13 protein-coding genes are annotated in these 15,296 nt (G+C 52.4%); 5 read left to right on the forward strand and 8 right to left on the reverse strand.

Translation table 11 applies throughout. The features are described 5' to 3' along the window. The first annotated feature begins 47 nt into the window (after window positions 1-47). Both barA and ABYK60_RS09475 read left to right on the forward strand, forming a co-directional pair. Window positions 48-2,873 (forward strand): two-component sensor histidine kinase BarA, encoded by a 2,826-nt coding sequence (gene barA / locus ABYK60_RS09470; protein ID WP_372871768.1) that lies wholly within the window; start codon window positions 48-50, stop codon window positions 2,871-2,873. Next, window positions 2,863-3,471 (forward strand): YjaG family protein, encoded by a 609-nt coding sequence (locus ABYK60_RS09475; protein WP_372871769.1) that lies wholly within the window; start codon window positions 2,863-2,865, stop codon window positions 3,469-3,471. The genes barA and ABYK60_RS09475 overlap by 11 nt, the downstream gene beginning before the upstream one ends. Before the next feature lie 293 nt (window positions 3,472-3,764). Here the strand turns inward: ABYK60_RS09475 and ABYK60_RS09480 are convergent, their stop codons facing one another. Continuing rightward, window positions 3,765-4,667, reverse strand: a complete 903-nt coding sequence (locus ABYK60_RS09480) for a LysR family transcriptional regulator (protein WP_372871771.1) — start codon at window positions 4,665-4,667, stop codon at window positions 3,765-3,767. Window positions 4,668-4,785: 118 nt separating this feature from the next. Here ABYK60_RS09480 and ABYK60_RS09485 point away from each other — a divergent pair, with 118 nt between their 5' ends. From ABYK60_RS09485 to ABYK60_RS09495, 3 genes are all read left to right on the forward strand, one after another. After that, on the forward strand, window positions 4,786-5,727 hold the full coding sequence (locus ABYK60_RS09485; RefSeq protein WP_372871773.1) for an AEC family transporter: 942 nt from the start codon (window positions 4,786-4,788) through the stop codon (window positions 5,725-5,727). A 117-nt stretch (window positions 5,728-5,844) separates the two neighbouring features. Next, a complete protein-coding gene (gene recN, locus ABYK60_RS09490) occupies window positions 5,845-7,509 on the forward strand; it encodes a DNA repair protein RecN (protein ID WP_372871774.1) in 1,665 nt (554 codons plus the stop codon). Window positions 7,510-7,688: 179 nt separating this feature from the next. Beyond that, on the forward strand, window positions 7,689-9,506 hold the full coding sequence (locus tag ABYK60_RS09495; protein ID WP_372871775.1) for a thiamine pyrophosphate-binding protein: 1,818 nt from the start codon (window positions 7,689-7,691) through the stop codon (window positions 9,504-9,506). An 82-nt stretch (window positions 9,507-9,588) separates the two neighbouring features. Here the strand turns inward: ABYK60_RS09495 and ABYK60_RS09500 are convergent, their stop codons facing one another. From ABYK60_RS09500 to ribD, 7 genes are all read right to left on the reverse strand, one after another. Beyond that, window positions 9,589-10,083 (reverse strand): phosphatidylglycerophosphatase A, encoded by a 495-nt coding sequence (locus ABYK60_RS09500; protein ID WP_372871776.1) that lies wholly within the window; start codon window positions 10,081-10,083, stop codon window positions 9,589-9,591. Then, entirely contained in the window at window positions 10,083-11,042 is a 960-nt protein-coding gene (gene thiL / locus ABYK60_RS09505) for a thiamine-phosphate kinase (RefSeq protein ID WP_372871777.1), read from the reverse strand. Before thiL ends, ABYK60_RS09500 begins: the two co-directional genes overlap by 1 nt. Before the next feature lie 98 nt (window positions 11,043-11,140). Further along, entirely contained in the window at window positions 11,141-11,545 is a 405-nt protein-coding gene (gene nusB, locus ABYK60_RS09510) for a transcription antitermination factor NusB (protein ID WP_372871778.1), read from the reverse strand. A gap of 14 nt (window positions 11,546-11,559) precedes the next feature. Next, complete coding sequence (ribE, locus tag ABYK60_RS09515; RefSeq protein ID WP_372871779.1) at window positions 11,560-12,036, reverse strand: 6,7-dimethyl-8-ribityllumazine synthase; 477 nt, start codon at window positions 12,034-12,036, stop codon at window positions 11,560-11,562. 135 nt (window positions 12,037-12,171) lie between these two features. Next, on the reverse strand, window positions 12,172-13,278 hold the full coding sequence (gene ribBA / locus ABYK60_RS09520; RefSeq protein ID WP_372871780.1) for a bifunctional 3,4-dihydroxy-2-butanone-4-phosphate synthase/GTP cyclohydrolase II: 1,107 nt from the start codon (window positions 13,276-13,278) through the stop codon (window positions 12,172-12,174). A gap of 112 nt (window positions 13,279-13,390) precedes the next feature. Continuing rightward, the gene (locus ABYK60_RS09525) at window positions 13,391-14,044 is read right to left on the reverse strand and encodes a riboflavin synthase (protein WP_372871781.1); all 654 of its coding nucleotides are present in this window, start codon (window positions 14,042-14,044) and stop codon (window positions 13,391-13,393) included. Between the two features lie 37 nt (window positions 14,045-14,081). Continuing rightward, a complete protein-coding gene (ribD, locus tag ABYK60_RS09530) occupies window positions 14,082-15,218 on the reverse strand; it encodes a bifunctional diaminohydroxyphosphoribosylaminopyrimidine deaminase/5-amino-6-(5-phosphoribosylamino)uracil reductase RibD (RefSeq protein WP_372871782.1) in 1,137 nt (378 codons plus the stop codon). Window positions 15,219-15,296: the final 78 nt, after the last annotated feature.

Genomic DNA, 15,296 nt, shown 5'->3' on the forward strand with positions numbered 1-15,296 from the left:
AGTCTTAGAACATTCAAACTCAAAGGAAAACAGGGATAACCCAGCACATGAACACCGCGCACAATATGACAAAATACAGTCTGCGGTCCTGGGTATTGGTGCTCGCGCTGGCGCCCACTATTCTCGTTGGTATTCTTTTGGGCAGTTACTTTACCATAAACCGCTTCTATGATCTCGAAGACACGCTCAAAGAGATGGGCAGCAATATCATAGAACCCCTTGCCATTTCCGCCGAACAAAGTCTGTCAAGCAACAACAGAGAGATAACCAAAGTACTACTGGCCAGAGCCCAGCTGAACAAATCCACATTGGTTAAATCCATTGCCATTTTTGATGTCGATAATCAGTTGTTTGTTACCTCGCACTACCATAAGGATTTTGAGGTAATGCGTTATAAAGAGGCGCTGGACAGCCTCAGAGAAACTCAATTTGAACATGAGGGTGATACCCTGGTTGTTCGCACTCCTATTTTCTCCATCAGCAATCGTCCTCACTCTACCGATAGCAGAGACAATGGAACCAGTCGCTACAGTGATGCGGTGGTGATGCCAGATAATTCAAATGCCACCTTGCTTGGTTATGTGTCTTTGATGCTGAACAAGGAAAAAGCACTGCTGGAGCAACACAGAGCCGCTGTAGCGGCGTTTATTATTGTGCTGATAGGTGTGCAATTGAATTTGCTGTTTACCTTTCGTCTGGTGAAAAATGTGACTCAGCCCATCACTGATATGGTGAAGCTGGTAGGAAAGATCCGCGAAGGCAAACTCGATGCCCGTCTGGAAGGCAACCTCATCGGTGAACTGGATTTGCTGAACCGCGGTATCAATGCAATGGCCTCATCGTTGTCTGAATACCATGATGAAATGCAGCAGAATATCGATCAGGCTACTTCAGACCTCAGAGAAACCCTCGAACAGATTGAAATCCAGAACATTGCGCTGGACAGGGCCAAAAAAGATGCCCAGGAAGCCAGCAGGATCAAGTCCGAGTTTTTGGCCAACATGTCCCACGAGCTCAGAACACCGCTCAATGGCGTTATCGGTTTCGCCCGCCAATTGCTGAAAACCCCATTGCACTCCAGCCAAATGGAATACATCAAAACCATCGAGCGCAGTGCCACCAGTCTGTTGCAGATCATCAACGACATCCTCGACTTTTCAAAGCTTGAAGCCAATAAGATGGTGTTGGAGAGCATGCCATTTGGCCTTCGCTCATCACTGGAAGACACCATTAACCTGCTGGCAGGCAGTGCCCATGCCAAGGGACTGGAGTTTGTGGTGGATGTCGACTCGGCTGTGCCTGAGAATCTGGTGGGTGACGTAATGCGCTTATCGCAAATCACCACTAATCTTATCGGCAATGCCATCAAATTTACCGAAGAAGGCAGCGTCCATGTCCGGATTACTTTGATATCCAACGAAGAAAACAACATTGTGCTGCGCTTCGAAGTCAATGACACAGGAATAGGGATTGAAGCGGAGCAGCAGGAGTTGTTATTCCAGGCATTCGGTCAGGCCGACTCATCCATTTCCCGTCGTTACGGTGGCACGGGTCTGGGACTGGTGATCACCAAGCGTCTGGTGGTGCAAATGATGGGCGGCCGGATTGGATTTCATTCAGAAGCAGGCAAGGGTTCCAGTTTCTGGTTTACCGTACCGCTGCAACTGAGCCCCTTCCCGGCGCATGAAACCCTGCCGATGGATAAGCTTATCGGCCATACCGTATTACTGTTCGAACCACGTAAACTGTCCAGACAGTCCATTGCCCGTACGCTTAAAAATTGGCAGATGCTGGTCACTGAAGCCACCAGCGAGGCTGAATTGGATTACCATCTGAAAGGTAACCGTTATGATGCCATTTTACTTTCAGGCCACAGCTGCGAAACCCATGAACAGCTTCAGCGATTGCTGACACAAGTGAAAGATCATACCGGTTCCTTATTGTTACTGAATGACTGCCTTGATCCCGAGGTGTTTTCACAGGAAATGGCATCCTATGTTGATTTGGTGATGCCCTTACCAATCAGCGAGCTTAAACTTGCCCAGTACCTGATTTTCCCACCGCTGAGAAAAGATACACCCGCCATACAAAAAACGGTGAAAGCCCCCGCCAAAAGGCACCCTTTGAACGTATTGGCGGTGGATGACAATCTGGCCAACCTGAAACTTATCGATACTTTGCTTAAAGAGTTGGTAGCCAATGTAGTGGCAGTGAGCAGCGGCGATCAGGCTGTTGCGCTGGCAAAAAGCCGGGCTTTTGACCTCATTTTTATGGATATCCAGATGCCCGGCACCGATGGTATTACCGCGACCAAGCTTATCCGTCAGGACTCGCTGAATCGCAATACGCCGATAATTGCAGTGACAGCCCACGCAATAAATGAAGAGCGCGAACGCATTCAATCCAGCGGCATGGACGGCTATTTGCCCAAGCCCATCGATGAAGCTGCGCTGAAAGGTGTTATTGCCCGCTGGCTTACCCGCCCCACCTTTACCCATTTTGACAACAACACCCTGAACTGGGAGCTGTGCCTGAGCCAAGCCAATCAGAAAGAAGACTTGGCCATAGATATGCTCAAGATGATGCTGGACTCACTGCCGGGCACAGTAAACGATATTGAGCTTGCCATGAGCCGAACCGATAACGAGGCCATGCTGCACACTGTCCACAAGCTTCACGGTGCCAGTTGCTACTGTGGCGTGCCCACCACCCAGAAACTCTGTCAGCAAATCGAGTCCGCACTGAAACGTGGTACCATGGTGGCAGATGTCGAACCCGAAATCCTTGAGTTACTTGACGAGCTGACTAAGGTAGAATCGGCAGCAACCCAAGTTATTTCCCAGATGTCAGCGGAAGTTCCCAATGAGCTCTAAACCCGGATTTTTCAAGCGCCTTAAAGCCTTATCTTTACCTCAAAAACAGTTATTCGCCGTAGCCCTGTGCCAGCGAATGTATCCCAATTACCAACTGTTCTCTGAAGTGTGTGAATTTGGTGACCCCAGGGTGCTGGACACCGTACTGAATCTGCTGTGGCAATCGATGTACGACAAAAAACTTAAGTTGAATCTTGAGTTGCACCTTGACCGGTTGGAGGACGTGATTCCAGAGCCGGAAAACTTCGATGTCTACGGTGTGTACCCCGCCATGGATGCCGTAGTGGCACTGGTAAGCCTGCTTAGCGGTATACAGAGCAAAATTGAGGACGACATTACCAATATCAGTAAATTGTCTTCAGCAACCGTAGCCAACTATATTGAGGCCATCAGCGATGTGGAACTGGATGGGGACGCCCTGGACGACTTCGTATTCAGCCACGAAGCAATGAATGCCGAAAGAGAGTTGCAGGCCTCGTTACTGGAGCTGGTTGAAGATAATCCGGACATGTCAGCAGACTTTATCAAGGCTCTGAGAAAGGAAATTGTCAGCAGCGGTGTATCAAACATCGGCATCAGTGCTCAGGAAGCCTCCTGATTCCGAAGTAAACTGAAGATAGCGCACTGAGGCCTGGCAACTGACTATCATCGGGAGACCTTCTGCGGGATACCCTCCTTTGATAACAAACAGCGCCAGGCTCCTTCTCAACTGTGCCGCTGACCAGCCTTTAGCGGAAGTTTGCGTTCACTGCGTTAAGCCAGGTTACCGCCTAAAAGGTATTAAGGCCGTTTTCACTCAAAAGCTTAAATGTCACGGCAAAAAAAGCTTTCGCCCCCTAGTACTCACTGGACTACTGGTCAATCCGGCAATCTGCAATAGCGGCACGAAATTCATTCCTGCATTGAAAACAGCCTGTCAGCTCGCGCCTTCATAAACTCAATAAAAGCTTTCACCTTGGCTGGCTGCCGTTGGCGGTGATGACATAAAATCGAGATTCTGCGTCGCTCGCCAATCCAATCCGGGAGCACGGGCATTAAAGTGCCTGATTGTAATTCCTGCTTAAAAAAGAGCTCCGGACCGTAAAGAATACCACCATCGTCAACGCAGGAACTGATAGCCCCCTGCAAATCAGTCAGCGTCAAACTGGCGGGGCCGTCATAATAAAACGCCTCTCCTTGTGGGTGCCGCAGCGACCAGTTATACAGCGGCCATACCTTAATGACGTCATGGCTCGCCAACGCACTGGGATGTTCTGGCATTCCATGCGCCGCCAAATACCCGGGAGCTGCCACCATTCGATAGTCCAGAGTCCCCAAAGGTACTGCCACCCAGGACGAATCAGGCTGAATGCCACCGACAATGGCAATATCAATGCCCTTGTCAATCAGGTCGACTACCTCATTTTTCTGAGTAATGTGCAGGCGAATCCCCGGATAAGTGCGACGAAATTCATTGATGGCCTTCATAAATATCATGGATACAATGGAGATGGGTGCCGCCACTCTCAAAGTACCTTCCAACAATTCCTCACCACCCCCATAAAGCGTGTCAACGGTAAGAACCAACGCCCGGTAGCGCTCGTACAGAGCCATGCCTTCTTCGGTAAGACGGATTTTACGGGTGCTGCGCATCAAAAGCTGGCGACCCCGGCTTTGTTCCAATCTCGACAATTTACGGCTGACAGTCGCCACCGGCATGTCCAGCCGCATCGCCAGCGCCGACAAACTGCCGGCGTCCACTAACTGAACAAACAGGTAAATCAGCTCAAGTTCGCTGCCGGGATGCTCTCTCATTAAGGCTGCTCCTGAATTACTGCGACCAACTGCCAATGGCCGGACAGCTAAATCATATGCTAACTTGCTGGCTTCGCCTGTATCCCAAATACCGAAATTGTGACCCCCAGAGGCCTTTATGCCACAACTGCTTTTGCCGCTCCTCGCCGTGATTGCCATTATGGCGACCGGTGCCCTGTGCAATCGCATCCTGCCACGGCCTGTCGAAGGGGCACTGAATCAGTACGTTTACTTTCTGGCATTCCCGGCCATTTTGTTTATCAGCCTGGCAGCGACGCCGTTTAACGACATCATCAATCCAGGGTTTGTCTTTGGCTATCTGGGGGCGATGGTAATCACCTACTTCACGGTTTACCGGGTCTATTGCAGCAGCGAAGGGAAAGCCGGTTCAGCGGCCATTCGTGCGCTGGCAGCCACCTTTGGCAACACCGCCTTTATCGGGATCCCGGTATTGATGGCGCTCTATCCCGGCAGTAACACCGCCATGATGGCCGCCGCCGTGGCAAGCCTTTTATCGGTACTGATGTTTGCCGTTAGTGTGGTGCAGTTAAAGCTGGTTCACGAATCACTGCCGCCCATTCAGCGTCTGTGGTTGATAGCAAAGGTGGTAGGGAAAAACCCCATAGTGCTCGGCAGTGCCCTGGGGGTGTGGGCATCGTATCTTGCGCTTCAGCTGCCAGAAGCCGTTGAAACCACGATTCGTGTCATAGGCCAAAGCTCAAGCCCATGCGCGTTGTTTGCAATCGGCATAGCCCTCGCCCGCTCCCTTAAAGAACCACCACTGGCCGAAAGGGTTCTACCGTTCTGGCCTATCAATCTGGCAAAGCTGGCAATCCAGCCGCTGCTAGCACTTGCCCTGCTTACTATACTCGGCGTATCTACTGAGCTGCTCGCCATGGGGGTACTGCTTGCTGCCATGCCCACAGCGGCGAGTGTATATTTGCTGGCTTACCGCCACCAAACCCTTGAGAAACAAACTGCCCGAGGCATAGTCACAAGTACCGTATTAACCTTACTGAGCCTGCCCGCACTGGCAATCTGGCTAAAGTTAATAGTTTAATCAGCACGATAAAAATTATTTCCAACATGACCGTTACAAGGATTTACTGTACAAAAAATCAGTATATACTGGTTATCAATACAGTAGTTTGGTGACATTTCAAACAGGATTGCCATTATGCTTTGTCAGCTGAGCATTAATAATTTTGCCATCGTCAGATTTCTCGAACTGGACTTCCGCCCCGGAATGACCAGTATCACCGGCGAGACGGGGGCTGGTAAGTCCATTGCCATCGACGCCCTTGGTCTGTGCCTGGGAAACAGAGCCGATGCATCGGCAATCCGCCCGGGGGCATCCAAGACTGAAATCAGTGCCCGCTTTTCCCTGAGTGATGTGCCACTGGCGCGCCGCTGGTTAGAAGATAACGATCTTGAGCTCGATGATGAGTGCATTCTGCGTCGTACCATTACCGCCGATGGCCGCTCCCGCGCTTATATCAATGGCAATCCCGTTCCCCTGTCGCAATTGAAAGCAATGGGCCAGCATTTGGTAGGCATCCACGGCCAGCATGCACATCATGCACTGTTAAAAAATGAACACCAGCTGCAGCTGCTTGACAGTTACGCCAACCATCGCATGTTGCAGGAATCGGTTGCCAGCGCATATCAACGTTGTCGTCAGGTTGAGGCTGAGCTCAAACAACTCGAACAAAGTCAGCAGGAACGCATTGCCCGCAAACAGCTGCTGCAATATCAGGTGGAAGAACTCGACGAGTTTGCGCTGGCAGAGGGCGAGTTTGAACAAATTGAAACCGAACATAAACGCCTGGCCAATGGCACCGCTCTGATTGAAGACTGTCAGCACACCTTATCGCTTCTGAGCGAGTCTGATGAGGGTAATATTGAGTCACTGCTGAACCGGGCTTTATCGCTGGCGACTGCACTCGAATCCCTCGACCCGAGTCTTGCGCCTATTGGCAATATGCTAAATGATGCTCTTATTCAGGTGCAGGAAAGCAGCAGCGAACTTGGCCGCTACCTCTCCAACCTGGAGCTGGATCCCGAGCACTTTGCCGCGCTGGAAGAGCGTTTATCCAAGGCCATGACTCTGGCACGTAAACACCATGTGTCCGCTGACAAGCTGGCTGAACATCATAAGGAACTGGCGCAGGAGCTTGCGGGCCTGGATTCAGATGAAGCCCAACTTGATGAGCTCAAGCAACAGGTCAGCACCAGCCGGGAAGCCTATATTAACCATGCCCAAAAGCTGAGTCAGAGCAGAAGCCGCTATGCCAAAGAGTTGGATAAGCTGGTCACTGCTTCCATCCAGGAACTGAACATGCCCAAGGGCAAGTTCACCATTGAGGTTAGTTTCAACGACAAGCTATTGAGCCCAAGCGGCAGTGACAGTGTAGAGTTTCTGGTGACTACCAATCCGGGTCAACCTCTGTCTCCACTGGCTAAGGTGGCCTCGGGTGGCGAGCTTAGCCGTATCGGTCTGGGTATTCAGGTGATTACCGCCAAAAAAGTAGCTACGCCAACCCTGATATTTGATGAGGTGGACGTCGGAATATCCGGACCTACTGCCGCCGTGGTCGGCCGCATGTTGCGCTCGTTGGGAGAAGCCACACAGGTCTTCTGCGTAACGCACCTGCCACAGGTGGCAGGGAATGGCCACCAGCATATGTTTGTCAATAAAACCACCAAGGGCGGCCAAACAGAGACATACATGCAACCATTGGATAAGGAACAAAGGGTACAAGAACTGGCAAGACTGCTGGGTGGGGACACAATAACCAGTAATACCCTCGCCAACGCCAGAGAGTTGCTACAAGGGACGTAATTCTAAAGTTACACCGAATTAGCTTTTAACAACAGTTACATAGACGCAGCCATCCCTATGGTGTCAAGCTTGGGTGACGAGTACCCGGCTGGAGCCGGTTATAGCAACTGATCCAAATCAACATCTGAGTTGCGGGTGTTCTCTATGCTGAGTCCATTGTGTTTATCAATGGACTCATCATGAACGCCATCAGTCAAAATCTGGGTATTCCTTACAGCGAACAGTTACCCACTCTGGGTCAAAGCCTGTGTGAAGTGTTGCAGTTTTTTGGACTTAACCGCATCTACGGAGTAGGCGGTGACTTTGTAGCCAACCTAATCAATGCGTTAGATCCAAGCATTAGCGTACTGCCTTCCAGCAACGAGATGCACGCAGGTTTCACGGCCTGTGCTCAGGCCGAATTATCCGGTCTCGGAGCCTGCCTGACCACCTATACGGTTGGTAGTCTGCCCTGCGTCTCCGCAGCGGCGCTGGCGCGTACCGAGGGTCTGCCCGTTATTTTTCTGTCAGGCGCTCCCGGAGAGAGTGAAATACACGGTCAGGCACTGCATCATATGGTACATCCAGGCTGTGGCTGGCATACAGATCTCAATGCCGCCCTCAATGCTTTCAAGGCGCTTGGGATTAAGGCTGAGCGACTGCAGGGACAGCGTCATCAAGGCCAGCCCAATGTGGCAGCAGCGCGCTTCTTCGAGCTGGTGAGCGAGGCTCTGCAAACCCGTCAGCCGGTTTATATTGAAGTGCCCAGAGACCTTGTCAACCTTCCCACCCAGAAGCTTCGTCTGCCAACCTCACTTGCCGAGCTGACGGCCTATACCCGTCTTGGCCTTGAAGGCGCAGAACTGATCGCGGCCGATATCAGTGAGCGCCTCAAAAGAGCAACATTTCCGATGTTGTACCTTGGGGAGCGGCTCAGGATGAACCGCCCCCTGCTAAAGCGCATTCTGGATTTTTGTCACAGGTTAGGACTGCCCTATGCCACCAGCTGGTTTGCAAAAGGAATGGTCGACGAATCACATCCTCTGTGCCTTGGTGCCTATAACGGCGTGTTCAGCGCTTGCAGAGGGCAAGCTTACGTAGAAGGGAAAGCCGATTTCGTGCTTGAGCTTGGCACCGCGATTTACGACTCTGACACCAATAACGCTTTTGCCAGTGGTACGCACGCGATAGACACACACTCAAATAAAACACTGCTCAAAGGTACCGCACGTTGTGAGCTGGATCTATTGGCCGTGATGGATGAGCTTGAAAGAACAGAGCTACCAGTCCGGAACATCCCACTCGGTTTGAATGAATCCGGCGGGGAAAAGAATAATTCCACCAACGACATGTCGCTGAGTTATGCCAACCTGGCGACGGTTATAAATGCATTTCAGCGGCATGCCGGTCAGGATTTGGTCATAGTTCCCGAAGTAGGCAATGCCCTCTTTGCCGCCTTTGCTTTGGAAGCTCGCAGCTCAGTGACAGGAAGAAGCTTTTTGGCCAATCCCTGGTATGCAGCAATGGGCACCAGCTTGCCCTATGCCCGGGCCATAGCCGATGAGCTTAACGCTCAGGAAAGCGATCAGCCGATATTGCTGATAACCGGCGACGGCGGCTTCAATTTCCAATGTAATGAACTGATAAACCTACAAAAACAAAATGCAAATCTGATCATTTTGTACATGCGAAACAACATTTTTCACTTGGGTAAAGCTGGTGACGCCCCCATTTATCACTGCAATGACCATAATTTCAGCCCTGCCAAATTGGTGGAAGCCTATGGCGGCAAATATCACTATTGTGACAAGACAAACTCCCTGGCTGATTTACTTCAAATTTGCTGCCAAGGCGGACTTCACCTTATCGAAATACCCACTTCCACCCACAACGAGTGTCTGAGCCCAATCGCCATAAAGCTTAATACCTACATAGGTTTCAAAAATGGACTGGCGGAGGCAACTGAAGCATGGCACCAATTATGTGGGATGAACCAATGCAACGCAGAGTCAATCTGAAAGCCTTTGTCAATGAATAAGGCCAGATAAAAAACAAGGGGGCATCTGCCCCCTTGTTCATTAACTACTGGATTTTAAACGCTCAGGGTATGATTTGAGCCAGTGCCTGCAGACAGGCCAGCGCAAAGAGACCCGCGAGTACGTCGTCTGCCATTATACCAAGTCCGCCATGAACCTTGGCATCCAACACCCGGATAGGCCAGGGCTTCAAAATATCAAAGACCCGAAACAGCACAAACCCCGCCATCAACCAACCGATGCCAGCAGGTGCCGCAATCAAGGTAATAAGCAGCCCAGCTACTTCATCCCATACAATGGCGCCATGGTCATGGACCCCCATATCCTTGGAGGCCCTGTCGCAGATGTAAATACCAGCTATCACCACTATAAGGGTGACAACCAAGTACCAAACCAGTGGCAGCGGACTCAGCAGCAGATATAGCGGCACGGCGGCAAGGGTACCAAAAGTGCCGGGCGCCTTTTTGGCCAAGCCGGAACCGAAGCCCAATGCCAGAAAATGCCAGGGATTTTTTAAAGACAGCCGCTTTAAGGCCTCATCATCACTGAAAAACGCCATCAGAAATGCTCGAAGCCCTTATTTACCGGCGCAAAAGGTTCACCATTACGCATCAACTTAAGACCGTTGCCAGTGGTTATCTGACCAATGCGGACAAACTTTACCCCAGCATGGGCCAGTGCTATCTCAAGAGCACCACGCTGAGCCTCAGGCACAGTGAACAGCAATTCGTAATCCTCACCACCGGTGAGCGCATAGCTCAACGCCTGTTCAACGGAAACTGAATCCTTCATGGCCTGGGACAGAGGCAATTTATCGACCTCTATATGGGCTCCCACGTGAGATGCTTTAAGAATGTGAGTGATATCGGATACGAGACCATCGGATAAATCAATTGCACTGGATGCAAGGCCACGCAAAGCCTGTCCGGCCAATACCCGCGGCGTTGGTCGATAGTGCCTGTCTATCAGAAACTCTTTATGTTCCGGACGACTTTGCAGACGCCCCCTGAGCAGAACCAATCCAAGGGCTGAGTCCCCCAGAGTCCCTGTCACATAAACCCAGTCACCGTTTCGGGCACCATAGCGGGTCAGCGCCTTGCCCTCGGGTACCTGGCCATTGACGGTAATGGCAACCACCTTAACCGGACTCTGAGTGGTATCCCCGCCAATCAGTGCAATACCGTAATATTCGGCTGCTTCAAACAGCCCTTCACTGAAACCGGCAAGCCAGGCCTCATCCACCGAAGGCAGACTGAGCCCGAGAGTAAACCAGGCAGGCTCGGCGCCCATGGCGGCAAGGTCAGACAGATTGACTGCCAATGCCTTATGTCCAAGTGCCGAGGCTGGCATATCCGCGTAAAAGTGTACCCCTTCAACCAGGGTGTCGCAGGATACGGCGATATGCTTATGTTCTGCTGGCTGCACCAAAGCGCAGTCATCACCGATACCGTGTTTAACATCCCTGCGGACAGGTCCCCGGCCGCAAAAAAACTGATCTATGAGTTGGAATTCTTTCACTGCATTTCCGGCGCTGAAGTCGAACTTTGCTCACCGGCCCATGGAAAAAATTAAACACCCAAAATGAAAAACGGCACCCAGAGGGCACCGTTGTTCATTTAGTTGCGTGCAACCAGCTTGTCCAGAATACCATTAACGAACTTATGTCCGTCTTCGGCACCGAAAGACTTGGCCAGCTCAATAGCCTCGTTAATCACCACCTTGTATGGTACATCCTTGCGGAATGTCAGCTCATACGCAGCCAATCTGAGGATGGCTTTCTCCACCGGAGAAACCTCTTCAAAAGGACGGTCAAGCAAGGGGGATAACAGTTCATCAAGCTTGGCTGATTTGGTCGCAGCGCCAGCAAATAACTCCCGGAAGTAAGCAATATCGACTCCGTCGAGCTCTTGTTCGGTGAGGAACTCGTGCTCGACATCGGCAACATTATTGCCACTGAGTTGCCAGGAATAGATGGCTTGGACCGCCAGGCGGCGGGCCTTACGGCGCTCTGAAGGCTTCATGATTTTTCCTACTGTTACAGCTCTTTATCAATGGCGCTCAGCACATTGACCATTTCCAACAGCCCCAGAGCAGCTTCGCCGCCCTTGTTGCCTGCCTTGGTACCTGAGCGCTCAATGGCTTGCTCAATGGTATCTGTGGTCAATACGCCGAAAGATACTGGGGTGTCGAACTCCAGGGAAACCTGGGCCAACCCCTTGTTGCACTCACCGGCAACAAAATCGAAATGTGGCGTGCCACCACGGATCACGGCGCCCAGCGCAATGATGCCGTCAAACTTGCCAGAAGCAGCAACTTTCTTGGCGGCCAAAGGCAGCTCGAAGGCACCAGGCACGCGCACAACTGTAATGTTGTCTTCGCTCACCTGACCGAAACGCTTGAGTGTGTCGATAGCGCCAGACAGCAGGCTCTCGACCACAAAGCTGTTGAAGCGTGATACCACAATGGCCACTTTGGCTGATTTGGCTTCGATTTGACCTTCTAAAATGTGCATTCTCTCACCTGGTTAAGCTAAGGCACCCGGCTTGGTGCAATCCACCCGGACGAGTCCGGGGCAAAATTGGCGCATATCATACCACAGGCTTTTGCCCCAATCCCTATGCTATTTAACTGAATTCGTGTTTTTGTCTTACTCGCCGGAGACGTACTCGGTCACTTCCAAGCCAAACCCCGACAGTGAATGATACTTCTTGGGTGAGCTTAAAAGACGCATTTTGTGCACGCCGAGGGAGGACAAAATCTGCGAGCCCACACCCACGCGACGGGAAGTTCCCTGCCACTTGGCTGGTGCTGCGGCTTCGCCTTTGTCTTCAGCTTCAAAGGCTTTCACCTTGGCCAGAATATCGCTGTCGTGCTCGCGGTTGCCGAGGATAACCAGCACGCCACCTTCACTGCCGATACGTGCCATGGCCTTTTCCAGCGGCCAGGAGCGTTGTTGATCGCGCTCTGAGTGCAGAATATCGTTAAAAGTATTGGTCAGGTGTACCCGTACCAGAACGTTCTCATCCACCTCACCTTTTACCAATGCGTAGTGCAGCTGGTTATCAATAGTGTCGCGGAAAGTGTGCATCATAAACTCGCCAAAACGGGTTGGCAGCTTACAGCTGGCCTCGCGTACCACTGTGGTTTCGGTGTTGTTACGGTACTCAATCAGGTCGGCGATGGTACCAATCTTAATGCCGTGCTTCTCAGAGAAGATTTCCAGATCCGGGCGACGCGCCATGGTGCCATCTTCATTGAGGATTTCCACAATCACACCGGAAGGCTCAAAGCCTGCCAGACGGGCAAGATCGCAACCGGCTTCGGTGTGACCGGCGCGGGTCAGCACGCCACCTTCCTGAGCCATCAGCGGGAAGATGTGGCCGGGCTGAACCAAGTCCGAGGCCTTGGCATCTTTGGCCACGGCAGCCTGAATGGTCACCGCGCGGTCCTGGGCACTGATGCCTGTGGTCACACCCTGCGCGGCCTCAATAGATACCGTGAAGTTGGTAGTGAACTGGGCATTGTTGTTGCTTACCATTAACGGCAGATTCAGCTGCTGGCAACGGGCACGGGTCATGGTCTGACAAATCAGGCCACGGCCGTATGTCGCCATAAAGTTAATGGCTGCCGGAGTCACCAACTCAGCGGCCATGATCAGGTCGCCTTCGTTTTCCCTGTCTTCATCGTCCATCAGGATAACCATTTTGCCCTGACGAATGTCTTCGATGATTTCTTCGATACTGTGTAGCGCCATTGTAAGACCTTTATCTTCTTAAAAGAGTGTTGTGAATTTTAACGACCTGGTGGACAAAAAACAGTACCGGGCGCACAAAGCGGTGCTTTGAATGACCAGTGCGCCCGCCTGCTCAGCGCATAAAGCCGCTGCGGGCCAACAAATCAAGGGTGACGCCGCCGGACGCGGTTTCTTCGCCACGTTGCATCAATCGCTCAAGGTAGCGGGCTATCTGGTCTACTTCCAGATTCACCTTCTCACCCACCGCCAAATCAATCAGGGTGGTTTCCCCTGCAGTGTGCGGCACTATGGTCAGACGAAAACGGCTGCCGTCCACTTCATTTACCGTAAGGCTCACACCATCAATGGTGATGGAGCCCTTGTGGGCAATATAACGGGCAAGCTCTGCTGGTGCCTCAAGCCAAAACTCAATGGCCTTGCCAAGCTGACTGCGGCTGACCACAACAGCGCGGCCATCCACGTGACCACTGACCAGATGGCCCCCAAGGCGGGTAGTCGGGGTCACCGCCTTTTCAAGGTTAACCGTCTGACCGGGGCGATATGCAGCAAAACCGGTGAGTTTCACGGTTTCTGCCGACACATCAGCCACATAGCCATCAGCAAGGCACTCCACCACGGTCAGACACACGCCATTGGTGGCAATGCTGTCGCCAAGGCGCACGTCCGATAAATCCAGCTTGCCACTGGCAACCGTCAGACGAATATCATCGCCCTTGCGATCGATTCGTCTTAAGGTGCCTACGGCTTCAATGATCCCGGTAAACATAAATCCTCTTTAGGCTCGATGCAGCAGAAGCTGACACTCAGGCCACAGTGAAGGTAAAGCGCCAATCCTGGCCTACTTTACGCTCATCAATAAGCTTAAGACCCGGCACCTCGGCCATGGTCTGATAGTCGGGCAGTTGCAGCATATCGCGGCCATGACTGCCAAGCAGCTTTGGCGCCTGATACAGCACCAACTCATCACAAAGCCCTGCGGCGATAAAGGCACCGGCCAGGGTTCCGCCGGCTTCCACCAATACCCGGTTGCAGTTTTCACCGAGGTGGCTAAGCAGTGCCTTAAGGTCGATACGCCCCTCATCATCAGGCAGAGTCAAGCAGGTAACAAAGTCCGGCAGCGAGTGCAAAAATTTCTCATCGTAAGCCACAGCGGACACCAGCAAAACCGGGCCAGCAATGCCAAAGAGTTTGGCATTGGCACTCATCCGCCGCTGGCTGTCGAGCACCACCCGAATGGGTTGAATAAGCTCAGCTTCCGATAAGCTATTGCCTAGGCTGCCAAGCTCGCCGTGGCGAACATTAAGGCTGGGATCATCCATCAGCACAGTATCTATGCCGGTGATCAGGGCGCAGGATTTGGCCCGCAGCCTTTGCACATCCCGGCGCGCCTCAGGCCCAGTTATCCATTTTGACTCACCGCTGGAGAGCGCAGTTTTGCCATCGAGGCTGGCACCGACTTTTACTGTAACGAACGGACGCGAACGCTCCATCCGCGATAAGAAGCCCGGATTCAGTGCCCGAGCCTCAGCTTCCATCAAACCGTGAGCCACCTCAATGCCGGCATCCTTGAGCAGCTTGAGGCCACGGCCCGCCACCTGGGGGTTGGGGTCGGTCATGGCCACCACGACACGCCTTAAGCCATTGTCAATCAGCGCCTTGGCACAGGGCGGCGTGCGGCCGTAATGGCTGCAGGGCTCAAGAGTGACATAGGCTGTGGCACCGCGCGCCTTGGCACCGGCGGCCTTAAGGGCATGCACTTCGGCGTGGGGGCCGCCTGCACGGATATGCCAGCCTTCACCGACAATTTCACCGGCGTCATTCACTATCACGCAGCCCACATTGGGATTGGGCCGGGTGGTGTACTGGCCACGTTTGGCCAGCATGATGGCGCGGGCCATCATGGCGCGGTCAAGAGCGGAAAAAACGCTGTTATTACTCATGGATACAGTCCGCCGCAGTGCTTACTTCTGAAGCCTGGCAATGGCCTCACCAAACTCGGAAACATCTTCAAAGGCGCG

Source organism: Shewanella sp., from assembly GCF_041630135.1.
Lineage (GTDB): Bacteria > Pseudomonadota > Gammaproteobacteria > Enterobacterales > Shewanellaceae > Shewanella.

What these genes read in the sequence shown, in the direction of transcription:
- ribE (WP_372871779.1), bottom strand. Translation starts at nt 12,036, where the DNA reads ATGCACATTTTAGAAGGTCAAATCGAAGCCAAATCAGCCAAAGTGGCC.
- ribD (WP_372871782.1), bottom strand. Translation starts at nt 15,218, where the DNA reads ATGAGTAATAACAGCGTTTTTTCCGCTCTTGACCGCGCCATGATGGCC.
- ABYK60_RS09500 (WP_372871776.1), bottom strand. Translation starts at nt 10,083, where the DNA reads ATGGCGTTTTTCAGTGATGATGAGGCCTTAAAGCGGCTGTCTTTAAAA.
- ABYK60_RS09480 (WP_372871771.1), bottom strand. Translation starts at nt 4,667, where the DNA reads ATGAGAGAGCATCCCGGCAGCGAACTTGAGCTGATTTACCTGTTTGTT.
- ABYK60_RS09495 (WP_372871775.1), top strand. Translation starts at nt 7,689, where the DNA reads ATGAACGCCATCAGTCAAAATCTGGGTATTCCTTACAGCGAACAGTTA.
- barA (WP_372871768.1), top strand. Translation starts at nt 48, where the DNA reads ATGAACACCGCGCACAATATGACAAAATACAGTCTGCGGTCCTGGGTA.
- ribBA (WP_372871780.1), bottom strand. Translation starts at nt 13,278, where the DNA reads ATGGCGCTACACAGTATCGAAGAAATCATCGAAGACATTCGTCAGGGC.
- ABYK60_RS09525 (WP_372871781.1), bottom strand. Translation starts at nt 14,044, where the DNA reads ATGTTTACCGGGATCATTGAAGCCGTAGGCACCTTAAGACGAATCGAT.
- ABYK60_RS09475 (WP_372871769.1), top strand. Translation starts at nt 2,863, where the DNA reads ATGAGCTCTAAACCCGGATTTTTCAAGCGCCTTAAAGCCTTATCTTTA.
- recN (WP_372871774.1), top strand. Translation starts at nt 5,845, where the DNA reads ATGCTTTGTCAGCTGAGCATTAATAATTTTGCCATCGTCAGATTTCTC.
- ABYK60_RS09485 (WP_372871773.1), top strand. Translation starts at nt 4,786, where the DNA reads ATGCCACAACTGCTTTTGCCGCTCCTCGCCGTGATTGCCATTATGGCG.
- nusB (WP_372871778.1), bottom strand. Translation starts at nt 11,545, where the DNA reads ATGAAGCCTTCAGAGCGCCGTAAGGCCCGCCGCCTGGCGGTCCAAGCC.